Source organism: Microbacterium sp. A8/3-1 (genome assembly GCF_040267695.1).
Taxonomy (GTDB): domain Bacteria; phylum Actinomycetota; class Actinomycetes; order Actinomycetales; family Microbacteriaceae; genus Microbacterium; species Microbacterium luteolum.
On sequence record NZ_CP158357.1, the window covers coordinates 2,297,708 to 2,313,929 of the forward strand.

The window sequence follows — 16,222 nt, forward strand, 5'->3', positions numbered from 1 at the left end:
TCACTCCCCGTTCGTCGCGGGCGGAGCGGGAGGTGCAACCGGCGGCGCGGGAGGCGCGACCGGAGGAGCCGGAGGCGCGACGGGAGGCGCAGGAGGCGCAACCGGCGGCGCGACCGGCGGCGCGGGAGGCGCAACCGGAGGAGCGGGCGGAGGCGCATACGTCGGCGGTGCCGGCGGCGCGGGAGGCGCAGGCGGCGGCGCGACCGGCGGCGCAGGCGGAGGCGTCACCGGAGGCGCCGGCAGCGCGACGGGCGGTCCGGAGGGCGCCGGAAGGTTCGTGTACGCCGGCGGCGCGGAGGCCGGAGGAGCAGGCGGAGAGGCGGGCGCAGACGGCGCCACCCCGGCGTGCTCGCTCCATCGATGACTGGTGTCCCTCGACGCGGCCTCGGCGGCGGCACGGCTGACGTCCCCGAGCAGCGCCAGCGCATCCGCGCGCTCGAGTCCGGAGAGGTACCCCGTGATGGGGCCGGGTGCCGTGTGCACCTGCGCACCGGAGACGCGCTGTGCCCGGTCGATCGGTCCCTGCGAGAGCGAGACGCCCTGCAGACGGGCGAGCGGGAAGACCGCGAGCTTGCGCCACACGAATCCGCGGCGCAGCAGCAGTCCGAAGTCGGCGATCGCATACCCGTGCCGCTTCCACGACAACGGGCGACGCCATCCGGCCCGTCGCGGCATCCGCCGGAACGGGTCGCCCTCGGCCGGGCCGACGATGCCCTGCTCCCAGAGGAACGGGATGCTCGCCGCCGGAACATCCGGCAGCACCAGGCCGAGCACACGCTCCACGTCGGCGCGCTTGCCGACCGGCAGCACCACGTTGAACTGCTGGGCGTTGCCGGACTGCTGCGCCGCCGCGCTCTTGCCGCTCATGCGGTTGATCTTGATCGTCCACCAGCCGAAGGGTCGCCACAGGAGCGACTGCGAGACCTCGACCGCGAAGATGCGTCCCGGCGGGAGCGTCTCGGTCACCGTCGTGAGCAGACCGTACGTGATGCGCACGCCGTCGGGCGTCGGCGCGATCGAGTAGCGCAGCGACTTGGAGATCTGGGCCCAGGTGATACCCACCACGGCGATGACCATGGGGATGCCCATGGCGAGGCCGATGCCGAGCAGCACCACTCCTCCGCCGGTGTCGCCGTCGGCGACCAGGCCGATGATCGTGCTGCCGAGCGCGATCGCGAAGATCACCCCGAAGAAGAAGAGCCACAGCAGACCCGAGATGAGCTGCGACCCGATCAGACGTCCGGTCGGGATCTTCACCACGCTCTCCGGGGCGACGTCGGCCAGGTCGACACCGGCGATGAGGCTCGTGACGCCCTCGTTGACCGAGCCGCGCAGCTGCGCCCGGGTGGAGGCCGGGACTGCCGCGGCATCCGCCCCCGTGGTCGGCGCCTGCGGGTTGAGCGCCGCGTGACGCGCGGCCCGTGCCCCGGAGGCGAGGCGCAGGATGTCGGCGCGCACCGACTCCGCGCGCGTCGTCGCGAGGTACTCCAGGTCGACGTTCGCGTCGTTGCCCGCACCGACCACCTCGAGCTTGGCGAGTCCGATGATCCGGGCGGGGAACGGACGCGTGAGGTTGACGCCCTGCACGCGATCGAGCGGCGCGCGCCGGTGCGAGCGGAAGACGATGCCCTTGCGCACCTCGACGTGATCGCCGGTGATGCGGAACTGGTGGAACCGCCACAGCATCCAGAAGACGAGCACCAGCACGACCACGAGACCGAGGACTCCGAGGAGCACCAGCAGGATCAGGTTGTTCTCGAACACCCAGTCGACCGGGTCTCGACCGGCGTAGTCGCTGTAGTGCACCTCTTCCGGCGTGAAGAGCGTCACCAGCCAGGTGATGATCCGGTCCCGCATGTTCGCGATCAGGACGCCGGCGACGATGATCAGCACCAGCCCGCCCTTGAAAAGGGGCGTCAGCGGATGCATCCGGTGCCATTCGCCGTCCGCGAGGGTCGTCGACGGGTCGCCGACCTGCGTGGGCGCCGGTGCGTTCGGCGCGGCGGGGAACTGCTGCTCGCTCACAGGCCGGTCCGGCGGGTCTCGGCCACTTCGATGAGGGTGTCGCGCAGTGCTTCGGAAGCAGCCTGGGTGAGGCCCGGGATCTGCACGCCGGTGGTGGCGGCGGCGGTCACCATCTTCAACTGCGAGATGCCGAAGGCGCGGTCGAGCGGCCCCTGCGTGATGTCCACGAGCTGCATGCGTCCGTACGGCACGGCGATCATCCGCTGCCACAGGATGCCCTTGCGGAAGACGATGTCGTCGGCACGGAGCATGTAGCCGATAGCCCTGGCCTGCCGCGGGAGGATGATCAGCGCGATCACCGTGAAGAGCAGGATCGCACCGGCGGGGATCCACACCCAGTCCTGCTCCATGAAGATGTTGAGCACGACGGCGGCCACGACGACCACGACGATGAAGATCACGTTCTGCACGATCTGCGAGACGACGTAGCGGGGCGAGATCTGGTGCCAGGTGCCGTCCAGTTCCAGCCGCGCCTCGTTCCGCGCCGTGCGCAGACGCGTGTAGGTGCCCTGGTCGAGGGCGTCGAGGTCAGTGCCCTCAGCCGGGTTCAGGGGCGCGGTCTCTGGGTTCTGAGTCATCAGGATCCTTCGGCAGGGTGCAGAACTGTTCGGCGACGAGCGCGGCGATCACGAGGACGATCGCGCTCCCGATCAGGGCCAGCATGGCCACAGTCGACCCTACCGGCGGATCGATGGGGCGGGTGAGGAGGAACACGAGGAGGCCGGCACCGAGGCCCGCCATGATCGCGCCGAGCAGGCTCGAGGCGCGGGCGAGGGTGGCCGCACGGAGCGCGCGGAACGGGTCGATCCGGATGCCGGAGCGCACGCTGTGCCGCACCGGCCACGCGACGCCAAGGGATGCCCCCGCGATGAGCAGGAGCAGGACGGGCAGAAGCAGCGACGGGGTGAACGTGGCGCGACCGCTCGCAGTCAGCAGATGATCCACGAGGTAGCCGAGCCCGACTCCGAGCAGGGCGAGCACGGCGAGGAGGCCGGGCGATGTGCGTCTCATCCATCGCCCCCGGCGCGCAGGCCCGCCGCGAGGTCGGCCACCCTGCCGTGCCCGATGAGCTCCGCATCGGCGTCGAGGTCGAGCCACGGGTCGAGCACGAAGAGGCGCTCCGCCGCGCGCGGGTGCGGGAGCTGCAGATGCGGCTCGTCCGAGACGACGTCTCCGTAGGCGATGAGATCGAGATCGAGGGTCCTGTCCCCCCAGCGCTCGCGGCGTTCGCGGCCGTTCTCGTCTTCGATGGCGTGCAGCATCCCGAGCAGGATCTCGGGCGCGAGCCGGGTCGTGACCAGGGCGACGGCGTTGACGTAGCCGGGGGCCTCGGGGTCGGGTCCGTCCACGCGCAGCGCGACGGTCTCGAACAGGTGGGACAGCCGCACCTCGCGGACCAGCGGCAGCCGCGCGATCCGTTCTGCGGCGGCGCGGATGGTGGCGGGACGCTCGCCGAGGTTCGCGCCGAGGGCGACGACCGCGACGGCCTCCGGTCGGCCGGGCCGACGCTCCGGCGGATCCATGGGCTGGGCGAGATTCCGACTCATGCGGTGATGTCCTCCAGGCCGGGGGTGGTGCGGGTGCGCTGCACGGTGACGGCCACGTCGGTGAACGTGAGCGGGATCGGGGCGTGCGGCTTGTGGACGGTCACGGTGACGCCCTGCACACGGAGGTCTTCGAGGGCTGTGACGGCGATCCGTTCGGCGAGCGTCTCGATGAGGTTCACCGGCTCCCCCGCGACGACGGCGGCGACCTTCTCGGCGAGCTCGCCGTAGTGCACCGTGTCACGCACGTCGTCGGATGCCGCGGCCTGGTCCAGCGCCAGGCGAAGGCGGAGATCGATCGTGAACTCCTGGCCGTCCGCGCGCTCGTGGTCGTAGACGCCGTGGCGCCCGAACACGGTCAGCCCGGTGAGGGAGATCTCGTCGAGGAAGTCCATGTCCCTAGCGTACGTGGGCGGTCGGACCGCCTCACCCCGTCCAGGCGTGGGCGATGGCGAGGGCGTCGCGCGTCGCGGCGACGTCGTGGACCCGGACGGCCCAGACCCCGGCGCGTGCGGCGAGGGCGCTGGTCACGGCGGTGGCGAGGTCGCGGCGGGCCTCCGAGATCCCGTCCGTCTCGCCGGCCTCGGCCTGCAGCGTCTCGGCGAGGAACCGCTTGCGGGAGGTGCCGATGAGCACCCGGGGGCCGAGCGCCACGATCTCGTCGAGCCCGCGCAGGACGTCCCAGTTCTGGGCGCCCGCCTTGGCGAAGCCGATGCCCGGATCGATGATCAGGCGCGAGGGGGCGATGCCGGCGGCCGCGGCCTCGCCGATGCGCTCCTGCAGCTCGCCGGCGACCTCCCTGGCCGCACGGCGGTACTCGGCGTTGGCGTACATGTCAGCGGAGAATCCGCGCCAGTGACCGATCGCGTAGTCCGCGCCGGACTCGGCCACCGCCGCGCGCATGTCGGGGTCGGCGAGGCCGCCCGAGACGTCGTTGACGATCCGCGCACCGGCGCGCACGGCCGCCGTGGCGGTGGCCGCGCTGAGCGTGTCGATACTGACCGGCACGCCCGCCGCCGCGAGCTGCTCGATCACCGGGATCACGCGCTGCTGCTCGACATCGGGGCCGACGCGTTCCGCGCCGGGCCTGGTCGACTCGCCGCCGACGTCGAGCACGCTCGCGCCGTCGGCACGCAGCCGCAGCCCGTGTGCGACGGCGTGGTCGACCTCGAGATAGCGCCCGCCGTCGCTGAAGGAATCGGGCGTCACGTTGACGATGCCCCAGATCCCGGTCATCCAGACGTCCCGGAACCTTTGGCCTGGTTCGCTGAGCTCGTCGAAGCGCCGATCAGTGTGATGAGCTCGGCGCGCGCCGCGGCATCCGTGTACTCGCCGCGTGCGGCGATCGTGAGCGTCGACGCCTCGGTCTGCCGGCCGCCGCGCATCGTCACGCAACCGTGGCTGGCGTCGAGCACGACGAGGACGCCGCGGGTGTCGAGGTGCTCCGCGATCGTGTCGGCGATCTGCTCGCCCAGACGCTCCTGCACCTGCGGACGGGCGGCGAGGATCTCGACGACGCGCACGAGCGCGCCGAGCCCGACGACCTGCTCGCCCGGCAGATACGCGAGGTGCGCGTGACCGGCGAACGGCAGGAGGTGGTGCTCGCAGACGGAGCGGAAGCGGATGTCGCGCAGGAGCACGGCGCCGGAGGGGAGCGTGTCGGGCGCGGGTCCGCGCGCCACGCTGATCGTGCGCGCCAGCGGCTCCGCCGCATCCTCGCCGACGCCGTCGAAGAACTCCGAGTACAGCTCGGCCATCCGGGCCGGGGTCTGCTTCAGGCCGGGGCGATCCGGATCTTCGCCGATCGCCTCGAGCAGCTCCCTGGTGAGCCGTTCGACGCGCTGCCTGTCGACGGTCACGTCACGCCGTCGCGGGGCGGGGGTTGCTCACTCCGGCCGATCCCTGCTGGGCGCGCGGGGTCGCCGATGGCGCCTCGACGGATGCCGCGAGCGAGACGTCCTTCTTCGGCACCTCGATCGGGGGGCGCTCGGAGACCGGACGGTCTTCGCTCGACAGCCACAGCGGCCGCTCGGGGAGCTTCTTGATCTCCGTGAAGATCTCGGCGATCTGGTTGTGGTCGAGGGTCTCCTGCTCGAGCAGCGCCAGGGCCAGCTTGTCGAGGATGTCGCGGTTCGCGCTGATCACCTCGTAGGCCTCGTTGTGCGCCTGCTCGATGAGAGCGCGCACCTCGGCGTCGACCCGTTCGGCGACCCGCTCGGAGTACTCACGGCCGCGACCCATGTCACGACCCGCGAACGGCTCGCCACCCTCGGTGCCGAGCTTGACGGGACCGACCTGCGTGGTCATGCCGTACTCGAGCACCATCTTGCGGGCGATCGAGGTCGCCTTCTCGATGTCGTTCGAGGCGCCGGTCGTCGGGTCGTGGAAGATGATCTCCTCGGCGACGCGGCCGCCCATGGCGTAGGTCAGCTGGTCCTGCAGCTCGTTGCGGGTGACCGAGTACTTGTCGTCCAGCGGCAGCACCATCGTGTAACCGAGCGCCTTGCCGCGGGGCAGGATCGTGATCTTGGTGACCGGATCCGTGTAGTTCATCGCCGCGGCCGCGAGCGCGTGTCCGCCCTCGTGGTAAGCCGTGATGAGCTTCTCCTTGTCGCGCATCACACGGGTGCGACGCTGCGGACCGGCGATCACGCGGTCGATGGCCTCGTCGAGGGCGCGGTTGTCGACCAGCTGCGCGTTCGAGCGCGCGGTCAGGAGCGCCGCCTCGTTCAGCACGTTGGCGAGATCCGCACCGGTGAAGCCGGGGGTCTTGCGGGCGACGACCTCGAGGTCGACGCTCTTCGCGAGGGGCTTGCCCTTGCTGTGCACCTCGAGGATCCTCTGGCGGCCCTTGAGATCAGGGGCGTCCACGCCGATCTGGCGGTCGAAACGGCCGGGGCGCAGCAGTGCGGGGTCGAGGATGTCGGGGCGGTTGGTCGCCGCGATCACGATCACGTTCGCGTTGGGGTCGAAGCCGTCCATCTCGACCAGCATCTGGTTGAGGGTCTGCTCGCGCTCGTCGTTGCCGCCGCCCATGCCGGCGCCGCGGTGACGACCGACGGCGTCGATCTCGTCGATGAAGATGATGGCGGGGGCGTTCTCCTTGGCCTGGCCGAAGAGGTCGCGCACACGCGAGGCGCCGACGCCGACGAACATCTCGACGAAGTCGGATCCGGAGATGGAGTAGAACGGGGCACCGGCCTCACCGGCGACCGCGCGGGCGAGCAGCGTCTTTCCGGTTCCGGGAGGGCCGTACAGCAGCACGCCCTTCGGGATGCGGGCGCCGATCGCCTGGAACTTGGCCGGGTCCTGCAGGAACTCCTTGATCTCGTGGAGCTCCTCGATGGCCTCGTCGGCGCCGGCGACGTCGGCGAAGGTGACCGTCGGGGTCTCCTTGTTGACGAGCTTGGCCTTGGACTTGCCGAACTGCATGACCTTGCCGCCGCCGCCCTGCATGGACGAGAGCAGCCACCAGAAGAGGAGGCCGAGCAGCACGAGCGGCAGGAGGAGCGAGAGGAAGCCGTCGAACCACGTCGCACGCGGCACCGCGTCGTTGAAGCCGTCCTTCGGGGCGGCCTCGTTGATCGCGGAGACCACCTCGTCGGCACGGGCGTCGACGTAGTAGAACTGCACGTTCTCGGAACCCTCGAACGGCTTCGACAGCGTCATGTCGACTCGCTGGTCGCCGTCGGTGTTCACGACCTCGGTGACCGAGGAGCCGGAGAGCAGTTTCAGCCCCTCCTGGGTCGTGATCTGCTTGGGCGCCCCGAGGTTCGAGATCAGGAGGAAGCCGCCGAAGAGCAGCACGCCGATCAGCGCGACGTAGATCAGCGGATTCCGGGTGAGCTTCTTCACATCCATGATCGGATCAGCGTATCGCGCGTGGACTAGGCACCCGCTGTGCGTTCACCCACGGCGTACCCTTCGTCAAGCTCAGGGACCACCCCCGTCAGCTGTAGACGTGCGGCGCGAGCACGGCCACGTCGCGCAGGTTGCGGTACCGCTCGGCGTAGTCCAGTCCGTACCCGACGACGAAGTCGGTGGGGATGTCGAATCCGACGTACCGGCAGTCGATGACGACCTTCGCGGCCTCGGGCTTGCGCAGCAGCGCCAGCACCTCGATCGACTCCGCCCCGCGGGACTCGAAGTTCTCGAGCAGCCAGCTGAGGGTCAGGCCGGAGTCGATGATGTCCTCCACGATCAGCACGTGCTTGCCGTTGAGGTCGGTGTCGAGGTCCTTGCGGATCTGCACCACGCCGCTGGACTTGGTGCTCGCGCCGTAACTCGACACGGCCATCCAGTCCATCGGGGCGTGGAACGGCAGCGCCCGGGCGAAGTCCGCCATCACCATCACGGCGCCCTTGAGCACACCGACCAGCACGAGCTCCTTCCCCGCGTAGTCGACGGCGACCCGCGCCGCGAGCTCGTCGAGCTTGGCGAGGATCTGCTCCTCTGTGACGAGGATCTGGGCAAGGTCGTCCTGGATTTCCGCGGCGCGCATGGATCGATTTTAGGCGACGACGACCGGGCATCCGCACTACTGTGAGCGGTGAGACGGGCGGACGCCCGAACGACGGAAGGAATCACCATGGCTCTTGACGACATCCTCAAGCAGGTGCCGATCGACGACATCGCCGAGAAGCTGGGCGTCTCGCATGACGAGGCGAAGGTCGCGATCGAGCAGGGCGGTGCCATTCTGCTGGGCGGACTGGCCAAGAACGCCGAGACCGCCGAGGGCTCCGCGGCGATCCAGAAGGCGCTGCAGAAGCACGAGGGCTCCACGGGGGCGTCGAAGGTCGACGACGTCGATCAGGCCGATGGCGGCAAGATCGTGGCGCACATCCTCGGCGGGAAGGAGAAGGAGGTCACGACGAAGCTGACCGAGTCGAAGGCGACTCCGGGCATCGACTTCGGCAAGCTCCTCCCGATCCTCGCGCCCATCGTGATGGGTCTCATCGCGAACGCGAACAAGAGCAAGAACCCGCAGGCGGATGCCGGCGGTCAGGAGTCCGGCGGCGGCATCGGCGACCTCATCGGCGGCCTGCTCGGCGGCGGCAACAGCGGCTCGAGCGCGGGCGGCGGCGGCATCGGCGATGTGCTGGGCGGACTGCTCGGCGGCGGCGGCAACTCCGGCGGCGGCGGGATCGGCGACCTCCTGGGCGGACTGCTCGGCGGCAAGAAGTAGTCAGCGCTCTTCTGCGGCCACTTCGCACTTCTGCGGCCTCCTGCAACCCAGGAGGCCGCAGAAGTTCGTTCCGGCCGCAGAAGTCGCCCGCGGGAGTCAGCGAGCGGATGCCGTGAAGACCAGCTGCCCGCCTCGGCGCACGGCCGAGCAGCCGGGCAGGTCGATCGGCCCCTGCCCCGTCCAGTCCGTCACGAGCCGGGCGACCTCGACGGTCTGCGTGCGAGTCAGGCTCACGCCGAACTCGCTGTCGACGACGAAGCGGATGATGCGATTCCGCAGGGCCGCGGGGTTCGCGGCGAGGGCGGCGACGCTCACCGAGATGCCCGCCTCCGCGTGCTCGACGATGTCCTCGATCGTCTCGTGGATCATGTCGTCGAACGCCTCGGCGTCCTCGCGGAGCTGCTCCGCGGTGCGGGCGAGCGCCTCCGCGATGCCGGGCCCGAGTTCCGCCTCGAGCACCGGGAGAACCGTCTCGCGCACGCGCACCCGGGCGAACCGGTCGTCGAGATTGTGGGGGTCGTCCCACGGGTCCAGAGCGGATGCCGCGCAGAACGCGCGCGTTGTCTCCCGCCGCACGCCGAGCAGCGGCCGCAGCCAGCGCAGCCCGTCCTCGTCGTCCCGCGCCGGCGCCATGCCCTGAAGGCTCGCGGCCCCGGAACCGCGTGCGAGTCCGAGCAGCACCGTCTCGGCCTGGTCGTCGAGCGTGTGCCCGAGGAGCACCGCGGATGCGCCGACATCGGCCGCGGCATCCCGCAGCACCCGGTAGCGCGCGGCACGCGCCGCCGCCTCAGGACCGCCGTCGCCGTCGACGTCGACGCGCACCACGAGAGCTTCGATGCCGAGACCTGCGGCGATGCGCGCCGCACGCGCGGCGACCTCCGCGGAGGCGTCCTGCAGACCGTGGTCGACGGTGACGGATGTCACCGGCATCCGCCGCTTCGCTGCCTCGAACGCCGTGGCCGCGGCGAGCGCGAGCGAATCCGCGCCTCCGGAGAGGGCGACGACCACCGTCGAGCCCTCGGCGAGTTCGGCGAGCGCGGAGCGCACGGCGAGGCGGATCTCGGCGACTGCGGGTTTCAGCGACGGCACGACTCAACGCTAGCGGGGTGCGCCGCCGCTGTCCCGCTCACCGGGCCGACCAGCCGCCGTCCATCGTGTAGCTCGCCCCGGTCACCATGGCCGCTTCCTCGCTCGCGAGCCAGGCCACGAGTCCTGCGACCTCGGCCGGCTCGACCAGCCGCTTGATGGCGCTCTCGGTGAGCATGATCCGGTCCAGGACCTCCGCCTCGGGGATGCCGTGCACGCGGGCCTGGTCCGCGAGCTGCTTCTCGACCAGCGGTGTCCGGACGTACCCGGGGTTGACGCAGTTGCTCGTGACCCGATGCTCACCGCCCTCCAGCGCGGTGACCTTCGACAGCCCCTCGAGCCCGTGCTTGGCCGCGACGTACGCGGACTTGTACGGCGACGCGCGCAGTCCGTGCACAGAGGAGACGTTGATGATCCGTCCGAATCGCTGCGCGTACATCGCCGGGAGAACGGCGCGGATCAGCAGGAACGGCACCTCCAGCATGAGGGTCGTGATCCTGCGGAACTCGCGGGGTTCGAAGTCCTGGATCGGGCTGACGTGCTGGATCCCGGCGTTGTTCACCAGGATGTCCACCCCGGCCAGCGCTTCCGTCAGCCGGTCGTCCGCGAGCGCTTCCGGGTCCAGCAGGTCGACGGCCCAGGTTGACCCGCCCACCGCCGCCGCCGCGGCTTCGCAGCCTTCGGCATCCCGGTCGGCGACGACGACGTGCGCGCCGCGAGCCGCCAGCTCGTGCACGACGGCCAGCCCGATCCCGCTGGCACCGCCGGTGACGAGCGCCCGCCGGCCGGCGAGCGGCTGCGGTGCGGCGCTCACCGGGCGACCCTGGCCAGGCCGTGCGTGCGTGCGTCGGCGTGGTCGACGGCGAGCAGCGAGATCCCGCGGGTCTCCTTCATCGTGATCACCGCGAAGGCGGTGACAGCGCAGGCCACGGCCACGTAGACGGCCACCGGCATCCACGACCCGTACTGCTGCAGCAGCGCGGTCGCGATGATCGGCGCCAGGGATCCGGCGACGATCGAGGTGACCTGGTAGCCGAGGGAGACACCGGAGTAGCGCATGCGCGTCGGGAACATCTCGGCCATGATCGCGGGCTGGCCGGCGTACATCAGGGCGTGGAAGCAGAGTCCGATGGTGACAGCGGCGATGATCAGGAACGGGTTCATGGTGTCGAACATCGGGAAGGCGAAGAACGCCCAGGTGGCGCCGAGCACGGCTCCGGCCAGGTACACCGGGCGACGGCCGAAGGCGTCGGAGAGCCGACCGACCTGCGGGATCACGAGGAAGTGGATGACGTGGGCGATCAGGAGCGCCAGCAGCAGCTGGCTGGTGTCGTACTGGTGCACGGTCTTCAGATACACGATCGTGAAGGACACGATGATGTAGTAGAGGATGTTCTCGGCGAAACGCAGGCCCATCGCCCCGAAGACGCCCCGCGGGTATTTCTTCACGACCTCCAGCACGCCGTAGCCGGCGGCCTTGTCCGCCTCCACCTGTGCACGGGCCTCGAGGAAGATCGGCGCCTCGCTGACGTGGGTCCGGATGTAGTAGCCGATGATGACGACGATCGCTGACAGCCAGAAGGCCACGCGCCAGCCCCAGCCGAGGAACTGATCGGACGGCAGGAGCCACGACATCCCGAGGAGCACGAGCGTGGCCAGGAGGTTGCCGACGGGGACGGCGGCCTGCGGCCAGCTCGACCAGAAGCCCCGAGACTTGTCCGGGCTGTGCTCGGCGACGAGCAGCACCGCACCGCCCCACTCCCCGCCCACAGCGAAGCCTTGGATGAAGCGGAGCGCCACGAGCATCGCGGGCGCCCAGTAGCCGATGGTGTCGAAGCCCGGCAGGCACCCCATCAGGAACGTGGCGACGCCCACCAGGATGATCGTGATCTGCAGGGTGTGCTTGCGCCCCAGCCGGTCGCCGATCTGACCGAACACGATGCCGCCGAGCGGACGCGCGACGAAGCCCACCGCGTAGGTCAGGAAGGCGGCGATGATGCCGTCGAGCTCGGTGCCGGCATCCGGGAAGAAGAAGGTGCCGAAGACCAGCGAGGCGGCGGTGGCGTAGAGGAAGAACTCGTACCACTCCACGACGGTGCCGACCATCGAGGCGGCCACGATCCTCTTCAGCCCGGATGTCCGTGGTTCCGTCTCCTGGGCGGTCGTCGTCTTGTTGACGCTCATGGGTGCACTCCTTCGTGTTCTGCAGTGTCCGCATCGACAGCTGCTGCCCTGAGCCCCGCGACCCATCGGGAGGGGGAGGCCCCCGCCAGTATGGGCACGACGGATGCTGTGCACCAATGACCAGTCGAGCAGAGGCATGGTGCAGAATTGCAGATGTGACCACATCGCTCGGAACCGCCGCCAGTCCCGACGATCTGCTGATCCTGCTGGCAGTCGCGCGCACGGGTCGCTTCACGACCGCCGGAGAGAGCCTCGGGCTGAACCACACCACGGTCTCTCGCCGGATCGCCGCGCTGGAGGTCGGTCTCGGCGGTCGGGCGCTGGCCCGCACCCCGGGCGGATGGGAGCTGACCGACCTGGGACGCCGCGCCGTGCGTGCCGCAGAAGACGTCGAGACCGCGTTGGCGAGCATCCACGAAGACGGCGAACAGGCCGACCAGATCGCCGGCGTCGTGCGCATCTCCGCCACCGACGGGTTCAGCGCATTCATCATCGCCCCCGCGCTCGCGCAGCTGCATCGGAGGCATCCGCGTCTCAGCGTCGAGATCGTCAACGTCACCCGCCGCGCTCTCCAGCATCGCTCCGGTCTCGACATGGAGGTCGTGGTCGGCGAGCCGCAGGTGCATCGGGCCGAGGCGATCCTGCTCGGTCACTACACGCTGGGAATGTACGCCGCGCGCAGCTATCTGGACGAGTTCGGCACACCCGCCGGCATCGCGGAGCTGAGCGAGCATCCGCTGGTCTACTTCGTCGACTCGATGCTGCAGGTCGATGTTCTCGACGCACCACGGCGCCTGGTCCCCGGCATGCGGGACTCGCTCAGCTCCACGAACGTCTTCGTGCACGTCGAGGCCACCAGGGCCGGAGCGGGAATCGGGTTCCTGCCCTGCTTCCTCGCCGACCGGCACCCCGATCTGGTGCGCCTGCTCCCGGGAGAGTTCGCCGAGCGGCTGCCGTACTGGCTCGTGCTGCGGCCGGACTCCCTGCGCCAACCGGCCGTGGCCGCGGTCGCGGATGCGCTGCGGCGACGCACGGCCGCCATGCAGGACGCACTGCTGGGCGCCGTGACGGCGATCGATGCCTGACACTCGCCTGCGGGCGGTCTAGTCTGGCGCCGTGACCGATCGCACGAGCCTCCGCTTCTCGACCGAGCGCTTCAAGGCGTTCGCCGACGCCGTCGTCGCGATCGCGATGACCCTGCTGATCCTCCCGCTCCTGGAGGCGGTGTCGGATGCCGGCGCGAAGCACCTGACCACCGGAGAGTTCTTCGCCGAGAACGGCGGCCAGCTTTTCAGCTTCGCGCTCAGCTTCCTGCTCATCGCGAATTTCTGGATGGAGCATCACCGGCAGTACACCGAGGTCACGGAGATCACCCCCGCGCTTCTCTGGATCAACATCGCGTGGCTGGCGACGATCGTCTGGTTGCCCGTGCCGACGGCGATGCTCGGGCAGATGGACACGGATCCCCTGCAGGAGACGGTCTACATCGGCACCCTGATCCTCACCCAGGTCGCCACGCTCGCGGCGAAGCTGTACCTGCTGCGGCATCCGGATCTCACCAGCACGCCGATCTCACGCGTCCGGCAGGACGTGGCCGGCGACGTCGCCGCGATCATCCTCTTCGGCCTGGCGCTCGGGATCGCCGTCGTCATGGTCGATCAGGGGTACTTCGCGCTCTTCCTGCTCTTCCTCACCGGCATCCTCGCGCGCGCTCTGAACCGGCTCTGGTCGCGGCGGGCTCCTGGATCGGAGGATGAGACCGTCGGAGACGACGAACCGGGCGGTCCCCGTACACGCAGGTAGGCTGGTCCGCGGCATCCAACCGTCATTTCTGAGGAGCACACGCATGGGCGCACACGACGCCGTCATCGAGATTCCGCGCGGCAGCCGCGTGAAGTACGAGGTCGACCACGAGACCGGACGAGTGCACCTCGACCGCGTGCTCTACACAACCTTCGGGTACCCGGCCGACTACGGCTACTTCGACAACACCCTGGGCGAGGACGGCGACCCGCTCGACGTGCTCGTGCTCCTCGACCACGCCATCTACCCCGGCGTCGTCGTCGAGGTGCGTCCCGTGGCCGTGCTCAAGATGAGCGACGAGGCCGGCGGCGACGACAAGCTGGTCGCCGTGCTGTCCAAGGACCCGCGCTGGGCGCACATCCAGGACATCGGCGACATCGCCGAGTTCACGAAGAAGGAGATCGCGCACTTCTTCGAGCACTACAAGGACCTCGAGCCCAACAAGTGGGTCAAGGTCGACGAGTGGGGCGACGCCGCTGAGGCGCAGCGCATCCTCGACGAGGCGATCGTCCGTTTCGGCGAGCAGGGCCACTGACCCGCTGACGCACGCTGTCGACGCAGAAGACCCCCGGAACCGCTCAGCGGCCGGGGGTCTTCTGGCATCAGGAGGACGGCGCTCAGATCCAGATGTTCCGGTCAGCCATGAAGTCGGCGGGGTTCGTGTAGCGGCCGTCGATGTACACCTCGAAGTGCAGGTGGCATCCGAAGGAGCCGCCGGTGTTGCCCGCATAGGCGATGACCTGACCGGCCTCGACCCACTGGCCGTGGCCGACCGCGAATCCATCCGGCTTGATGTGCGCGTAGCCCGTGGCCACCCCGTAGCCGTGCTGGATGCGGATGTAGTTGCCGTAGCCGCCGTTGTAGAACGCCGCGTCGACGGTCCCGGAGTAGGCCGCGTAGATCGCCGCGCCGCAGCCGTTCGCCAGATCGATGCCGTAGTGCCAGCTCGACGAGCATCCGTTGGAGTTGCACTGCTGCGAGCGGGGGCCGTAGCCCGAGCTGCGTTCGCCACCGTGCGGGCGTACCCAGCCTCCCGTGCCGGGAGTTCCGCCGCCGCCGCTGTTGCCGCCGGCGTTGGCCGCGGCCTCGGCTGCTTCCCGGTCCCGCTGCGCCTGTGCCTCCGCCTCGACGCCGGCCTGGTAACCGGCGACGGTCGTGACGGTGGTGTCCTTGAGGGCGGCGAGCTGCGCCTGCATGGTCGCGAGGTTGGTCGACTGCTCCAGGAGTGCGGCCTGGGCGGCATCCGCAGCCTGCTGCGCGGCCTGCATCTTCTCCTCGGCGACCTTCTGCAGACGGTCCCGCTCGTTGCGGGCGACGACGGCCTGGTCGCTGAGGGACTGCGCGGAGTTGCGAGCCGCGACGGCGTCGTCGTAGACCGACTGGTTGTATTCGAGGAGCTTGTCCATCGTGCCGAGGCGGGCGAGGAGCTCGTCGGCGTTGTCGGCGGATCCGGCGAAGAACAGCTCGAGCGACGTGTCGTCCCCGCCGTTGCGGTAGAGCTGGGCGGCGACCTGGCCGGCCTTACGCGCCGACTCGATGGCGATGGCGGACTGCTCGTCGGCCTTGGCCTGCAGCGTGTCGGCTTCGGCGATGGCAGCGAAGTAGGCCTGCTGCGCGGCGTAGAACTCGTCGGACGCCAGCTTCGCGGCGGCCTGGGTCTCGGCGACCTTCTGGGTCAAGGCCTGGATGAGGCCCTCGATGCGAGCGACCTCGGCGGCGGCGGCGGCCTCGTTCTGCTTCGCGGCCTGCACGTCCTCCCAGCTGGGGTACGAGGCGGCGTACGCGGCGGAGACACCGGACGAGACGCCGAAAGCGCTGAGCGCGACGACGCTGAGCACGCCGAGCCCGAGCGCACCGCGACGGCTGATCCCGGGCTTCGAGAAGGCGCGCTGTTCTGTCGGGCTGGGTGCACAGCCGCATTCCGCGGATGCCGCCTCAGCAGCATCCAGCGTGTTCCTGTCGTTCACCAGGCCCCTTCCGCCGGTTTCACACATGTCACACTAACAACAACATTCACTTCCGCAACAGGGTGAGAGTGCGGAAGCGTGACACGTCTGACGTGTCCATCGTCCTCCTGTTCGGCCCGTCGAGGAAGCCGCCGCGCCCTCGATTCGCGATTTGCCCGACACATCCCTTATGCTTGAGCGTCGGCAAGGAAGTCCCCCGGGACTGACTCGGCCCCATCGTTTAGCGGCCTAGGACGCCGCCCTTTCACGGCGGTAGCACGGGTTCGAATCCCGTTGGGGTCACTCCATCCGATACAATTGAAAACAAGTATGGCCCTGTAGCGCAGTTGGTTAGCGTGCCGCCCTGTCACGGCGGAGGTCGCGGGTTCAAGTCCCGTCAGGGTCGCTCTAAGTGACGAGCTCTTTCTTCGGAGGGGGCTCTTCGTCTA

The 16,222-nt window shown here is 69.7% G+C and carries 17 protein-coding genes and 2 tRNA genes; 6 read left to right on the plus strand and 13 right to left on the minus strand.

The genetic code is table 11. The features are described from left to right. The 9 genes from ABS642_RS11280 to hpt form a co-directional block, all read right to left on the minus strand. Window positions 1-2,025, minus strand: coding sequence for a PH domain-containing protein (locus ABS642_RS11280; RefSeq protein ID WP_350350133.1), 2,025 nt, complete (start codon window positions 2,023-2,025; stop codon window positions 1-3). Next, a complete protein-coding gene (locus ABS642_RS11285; protein ID WP_282214681.1) occupies window positions 2,022-2,603 on the minus strand; it encodes a PH domain-containing protein in 582 nt (193 codons plus the stop codon). The genes ABS642_RS11280 and ABS642_RS11285 overlap by 4 nt, the downstream gene beginning before the upstream one ends. After that, on the minus strand, window positions 2,563-3,036 hold the full coding sequence (locus ABS642_RS11290) for a DUF3180 domain-containing protein (protein WP_350350134.1): 474 nt from the start codon (window positions 3,034-3,036) through the stop codon (window positions 2,563-2,565). The genes ABS642_RS11285 and ABS642_RS11290 overlap by 41 nt, the downstream gene beginning before the upstream one ends. Beyond that, window positions 3,033-3,572 carry a 2-amino-4-hydroxy-6-hydroxymethyldihydropteridine diphosphokinase gene (folK, locus tag ABS642_RS11295; RefSeq protein ID WP_350350135.1) on the minus strand — a complete coding sequence of 180 codons (540 nt, stop codon included), beginning with the start codon at window positions 3,570-3,572 and terminating at the stop codon, window positions 3,033-3,035. Before folK ends, ABS642_RS11290 begins: the two co-directional genes overlap by 4 nt. Next, window positions 3,569-3,964: a dihydroneopterin aldolase gene (gene folB / locus ABS642_RS11300; RefSeq protein WP_350350136.1), complete on the minus strand. Its 396-nt coding sequence runs from the start codon at window positions 3,962-3,964 to the stop codon at window positions 3,569-3,571. Before folB ends, folK begins: the two co-directional genes overlap by 4 nt. Before the next feature lie 31 nt (window positions 3,965-3,995). Continuing rightward, window positions 3,996-4,805: a dihydropteroate synthase gene (gene folP / locus ABS642_RS11305; RefSeq protein ID WP_350350137.1), complete on the minus strand. Its 810-nt coding sequence runs from the start codon at window positions 4,803-4,805 to the stop codon at window positions 3,996-3,998. After that, entirely contained in the window at window positions 4,802-5,428 is a 627-nt protein-coding gene (gene folE, locus ABS642_RS11310; protein WP_350350138.1) for a GTP cyclohydrolase I, read from the minus strand. The genes folP and folE overlap by 4 nt, the downstream gene beginning before the upstream one ends. Before the next feature lies 1 nt (window position 5,429). Beyond that, entirely contained in the window at window positions 5,430-7,430 is a 2,001-nt protein-coding gene (ftsH, locus tag ABS642_RS11315; protein ID WP_282214687.1) for an ATP-dependent zinc metalloprotease FtsH, read from the minus strand. 88 nt (window positions 7,431-7,518) lie between these two features. Next, the gene (gene hpt, locus ABS642_RS11320) at window positions 7,519-8,070 is read right to left on the minus strand and encodes a hypoxanthine phosphoribosyltransferase (RefSeq protein WP_282214688.1); all 552 of its coding nucleotides are present in this window, start codon (window positions 8,068-8,070) and stop codon (window positions 7,519-7,521) included. 87 nt (window positions 8,071-8,157) lie between these two features. Here hpt and ABS642_RS11325 point away from each other — a divergent pair, with 87 nt between their 5' ends. Beyond that, window positions 8,158-8,754: a DUF937 domain-containing protein gene (locus ABS642_RS11325; RefSeq protein ID WP_350350139.1), complete on the plus strand. Its 597-nt coding sequence runs from the start codon at window positions 8,158-8,160 to the stop codon at window positions 8,752-8,754. 96 nt (window positions 8,755-8,850) lie between these two features. Here the strand turns inward: ABS642_RS11325 and tilS are convergent, their stop codons facing one another. From tilS to ABS642_RS11340, 3 genes are read right to left on the minus strand one after another with little or no spacing between them, the layout of a single operon-like run. Beyond that, window positions 8,851-9,843, minus strand: a complete 993-nt coding sequence (gene tilS / locus ABS642_RS11330; protein ID WP_350350140.1) for a tRNA lysidine(34) synthetase TilS — start codon at window positions 9,841-9,843, stop codon at window positions 8,851-8,853. Window positions 9,844-9,880: 37 nt separating this feature from the next. Beyond that, window positions 9,881-10,654 carry a 3-hydroxybutyrate dehydrogenase gene (locus ABS642_RS11335; protein WP_350350141.1) on the minus strand — a complete coding sequence of 258 codons (774 nt, stop codon included), beginning with the start codon at window positions 10,652-10,654 and terminating at the stop codon, window positions 9,881-9,883. Beyond that, window positions 10,651-12,024, minus strand: coding sequence for an MFS transporter (locus ABS642_RS11340; RefSeq protein ID WP_350350142.1), 1,374 nt, complete (start codon window positions 12,022-12,024; stop codon window positions 10,651-10,653). Before ABS642_RS11340 ends, ABS642_RS11335 begins: the two co-directional genes overlap by 4 nt. 116 nt (window positions 12,025-12,140) lie before the next feature. Here ABS642_RS11340 and ABS642_RS11345 point away from each other — a divergent pair, with 116 nt between their 5' ends. Genes ABS642_RS11345 through ABS642_RS11355 form a run of 3 tightly spaced genes read left to right on the plus strand, consistent with a single transcriptional unit; the run spans window position 12,141 to window position 14,362 of the window. Continuing rightward, window positions 12,141-13,109 (plus strand): LysR family transcriptional regulator, encoded by a 969-nt coding sequence (locus ABS642_RS11345; RefSeq protein ID WP_350350143.1) that lies wholly within the window; start codon window positions 12,141-12,143, stop codon window positions 13,107-13,109. Window positions 13,110-13,140: 31 nt separating this feature from the next. Continuing rightward, the gene (locus tag ABS642_RS11350; protein WP_282214694.1) at window positions 13,141-13,827 is read left to right on the plus strand and encodes a TMEM175 family protein; all 687 of its coding nucleotides are present in this window, start codon (window positions 13,141-13,143) and stop codon (window positions 13,825-13,827) included. A gap of 43 nt (window positions 13,828-13,870) precedes the next feature. Then, window positions 13,871-14,362 carry an inorganic diphosphatase gene (locus ABS642_RS11355; protein ID WP_116634191.1) on the plus strand — a complete coding sequence of 164 codons (492 nt, stop codon included), beginning with the start codon at window positions 13,871-13,873 and terminating at the stop codon, window positions 14,360-14,362. Between the two features lie 82 nt (window positions 14,363-14,444). On the opposite strand, the gene ABS642_RS11360 is transcribed toward ABS642_RS11355, so the two are convergent. Beyond that, entirely contained in the window at window positions 14,445-15,794 is a 1,350-nt protein-coding gene (locus tag ABS642_RS11360; RefSeq protein ID WP_282214695.1) for a M23 family metallopeptidase, read from the minus strand. 209 nt (window positions 15,795-16,003) lie between these two features. On the opposite strand from ABS642_RS11360, the gene ABS642_RS11365 reads away from it, so the two are divergent. Both ABS642_RS11365 and ABS642_RS11370 read left to right on the plus strand, forming a co-directional pair. Continuing rightward, window positions 16,004-16,076 (plus strand) — tRNA-Glu (locus ABS642_RS11365). A gap of 29 nt (window positions 16,077-16,105) precedes the next feature. Then, window positions 16,106-16,179 (plus strand) — tRNA-Asp (locus tag ABS642_RS11370). The last annotated feature ends 43 nt before the right edge of the window (window positions 16,180-16,222 follow it).

Bases quoted from the DNA above. Each gene is read 5' to 3' on its own strand.
- folB (WP_350350136.1), bottom strand. From the start codon at position 3,964: ATGGACTTCCTCGACGAGATCTCCCTCACCGGGCTGACCGTGTTCGGG.
- folK (WP_350350135.1), bottom strand. From the start codon at position 3,572: ATGAGTCGGAATCTCGCCCAGCCCATGGATCCGCCGGAGCGTCGGCCC.
- hpt (WP_282214688.1), bottom strand. From the start codon at position 8,070: ATGCGCGCCGCGGAAATCCAGGACGACCTTGCCCAGATCCTCGTCACA.
- ABS642_RS11325 (WP_350350139.1), top strand. From the start codon at position 8,158: ATGGCTCTTGACGACATCCTCAAGCAGGTGCCGATCGACGACATCGCC.
- ABS642_RS11285 (WP_282214681.1), bottom strand. From the start codon at position 2,603: ATGACTCAGAACCCAGAGACCGCGCCCCTGAACCCGGCTGAGGGCACT.
- ABS642_RS11355 (WP_116634191.1), top strand. From the start codon at position 13,871: ATGGGCGCACACGACGCCGTCATCGAGATTCCGCGCGGCAGCCGCGTG.
- ftsH (WP_282214687.1), bottom strand. From the start codon at position 7,430: ATGGATGTGAAGAAGCTCACCCGGAATCCGCTGATCTACGTCGCGCTG.
- ABS642_RS11340 (WP_350350142.1), bottom strand. From the start codon at position 12,024: ATGAGCGTCAACAAGACGACGACCGCCCAGGAGACGGAACCACGGACA.
- folP (WP_350350137.1), bottom strand. From the start codon at position 4,805: ATGACCGGGATCTGGGGCATCGTCAACGTGACGCCCGATTCCTTCAGC.
- ABS642_RS11290 (WP_350350134.1), bottom strand. From the start codon at position 3,036: ATGAGACGCACATCGCCCGGCCTCCTCGCCGTGCTCGCCCTGCTCGGA.
- ABS642_RS11345 (WP_350350143.1), top strand. From the start codon at position 12,141: ATGACCAGTCGAGCAGAGGCATGGTGCAGAATTGCAGATGTGACCACA.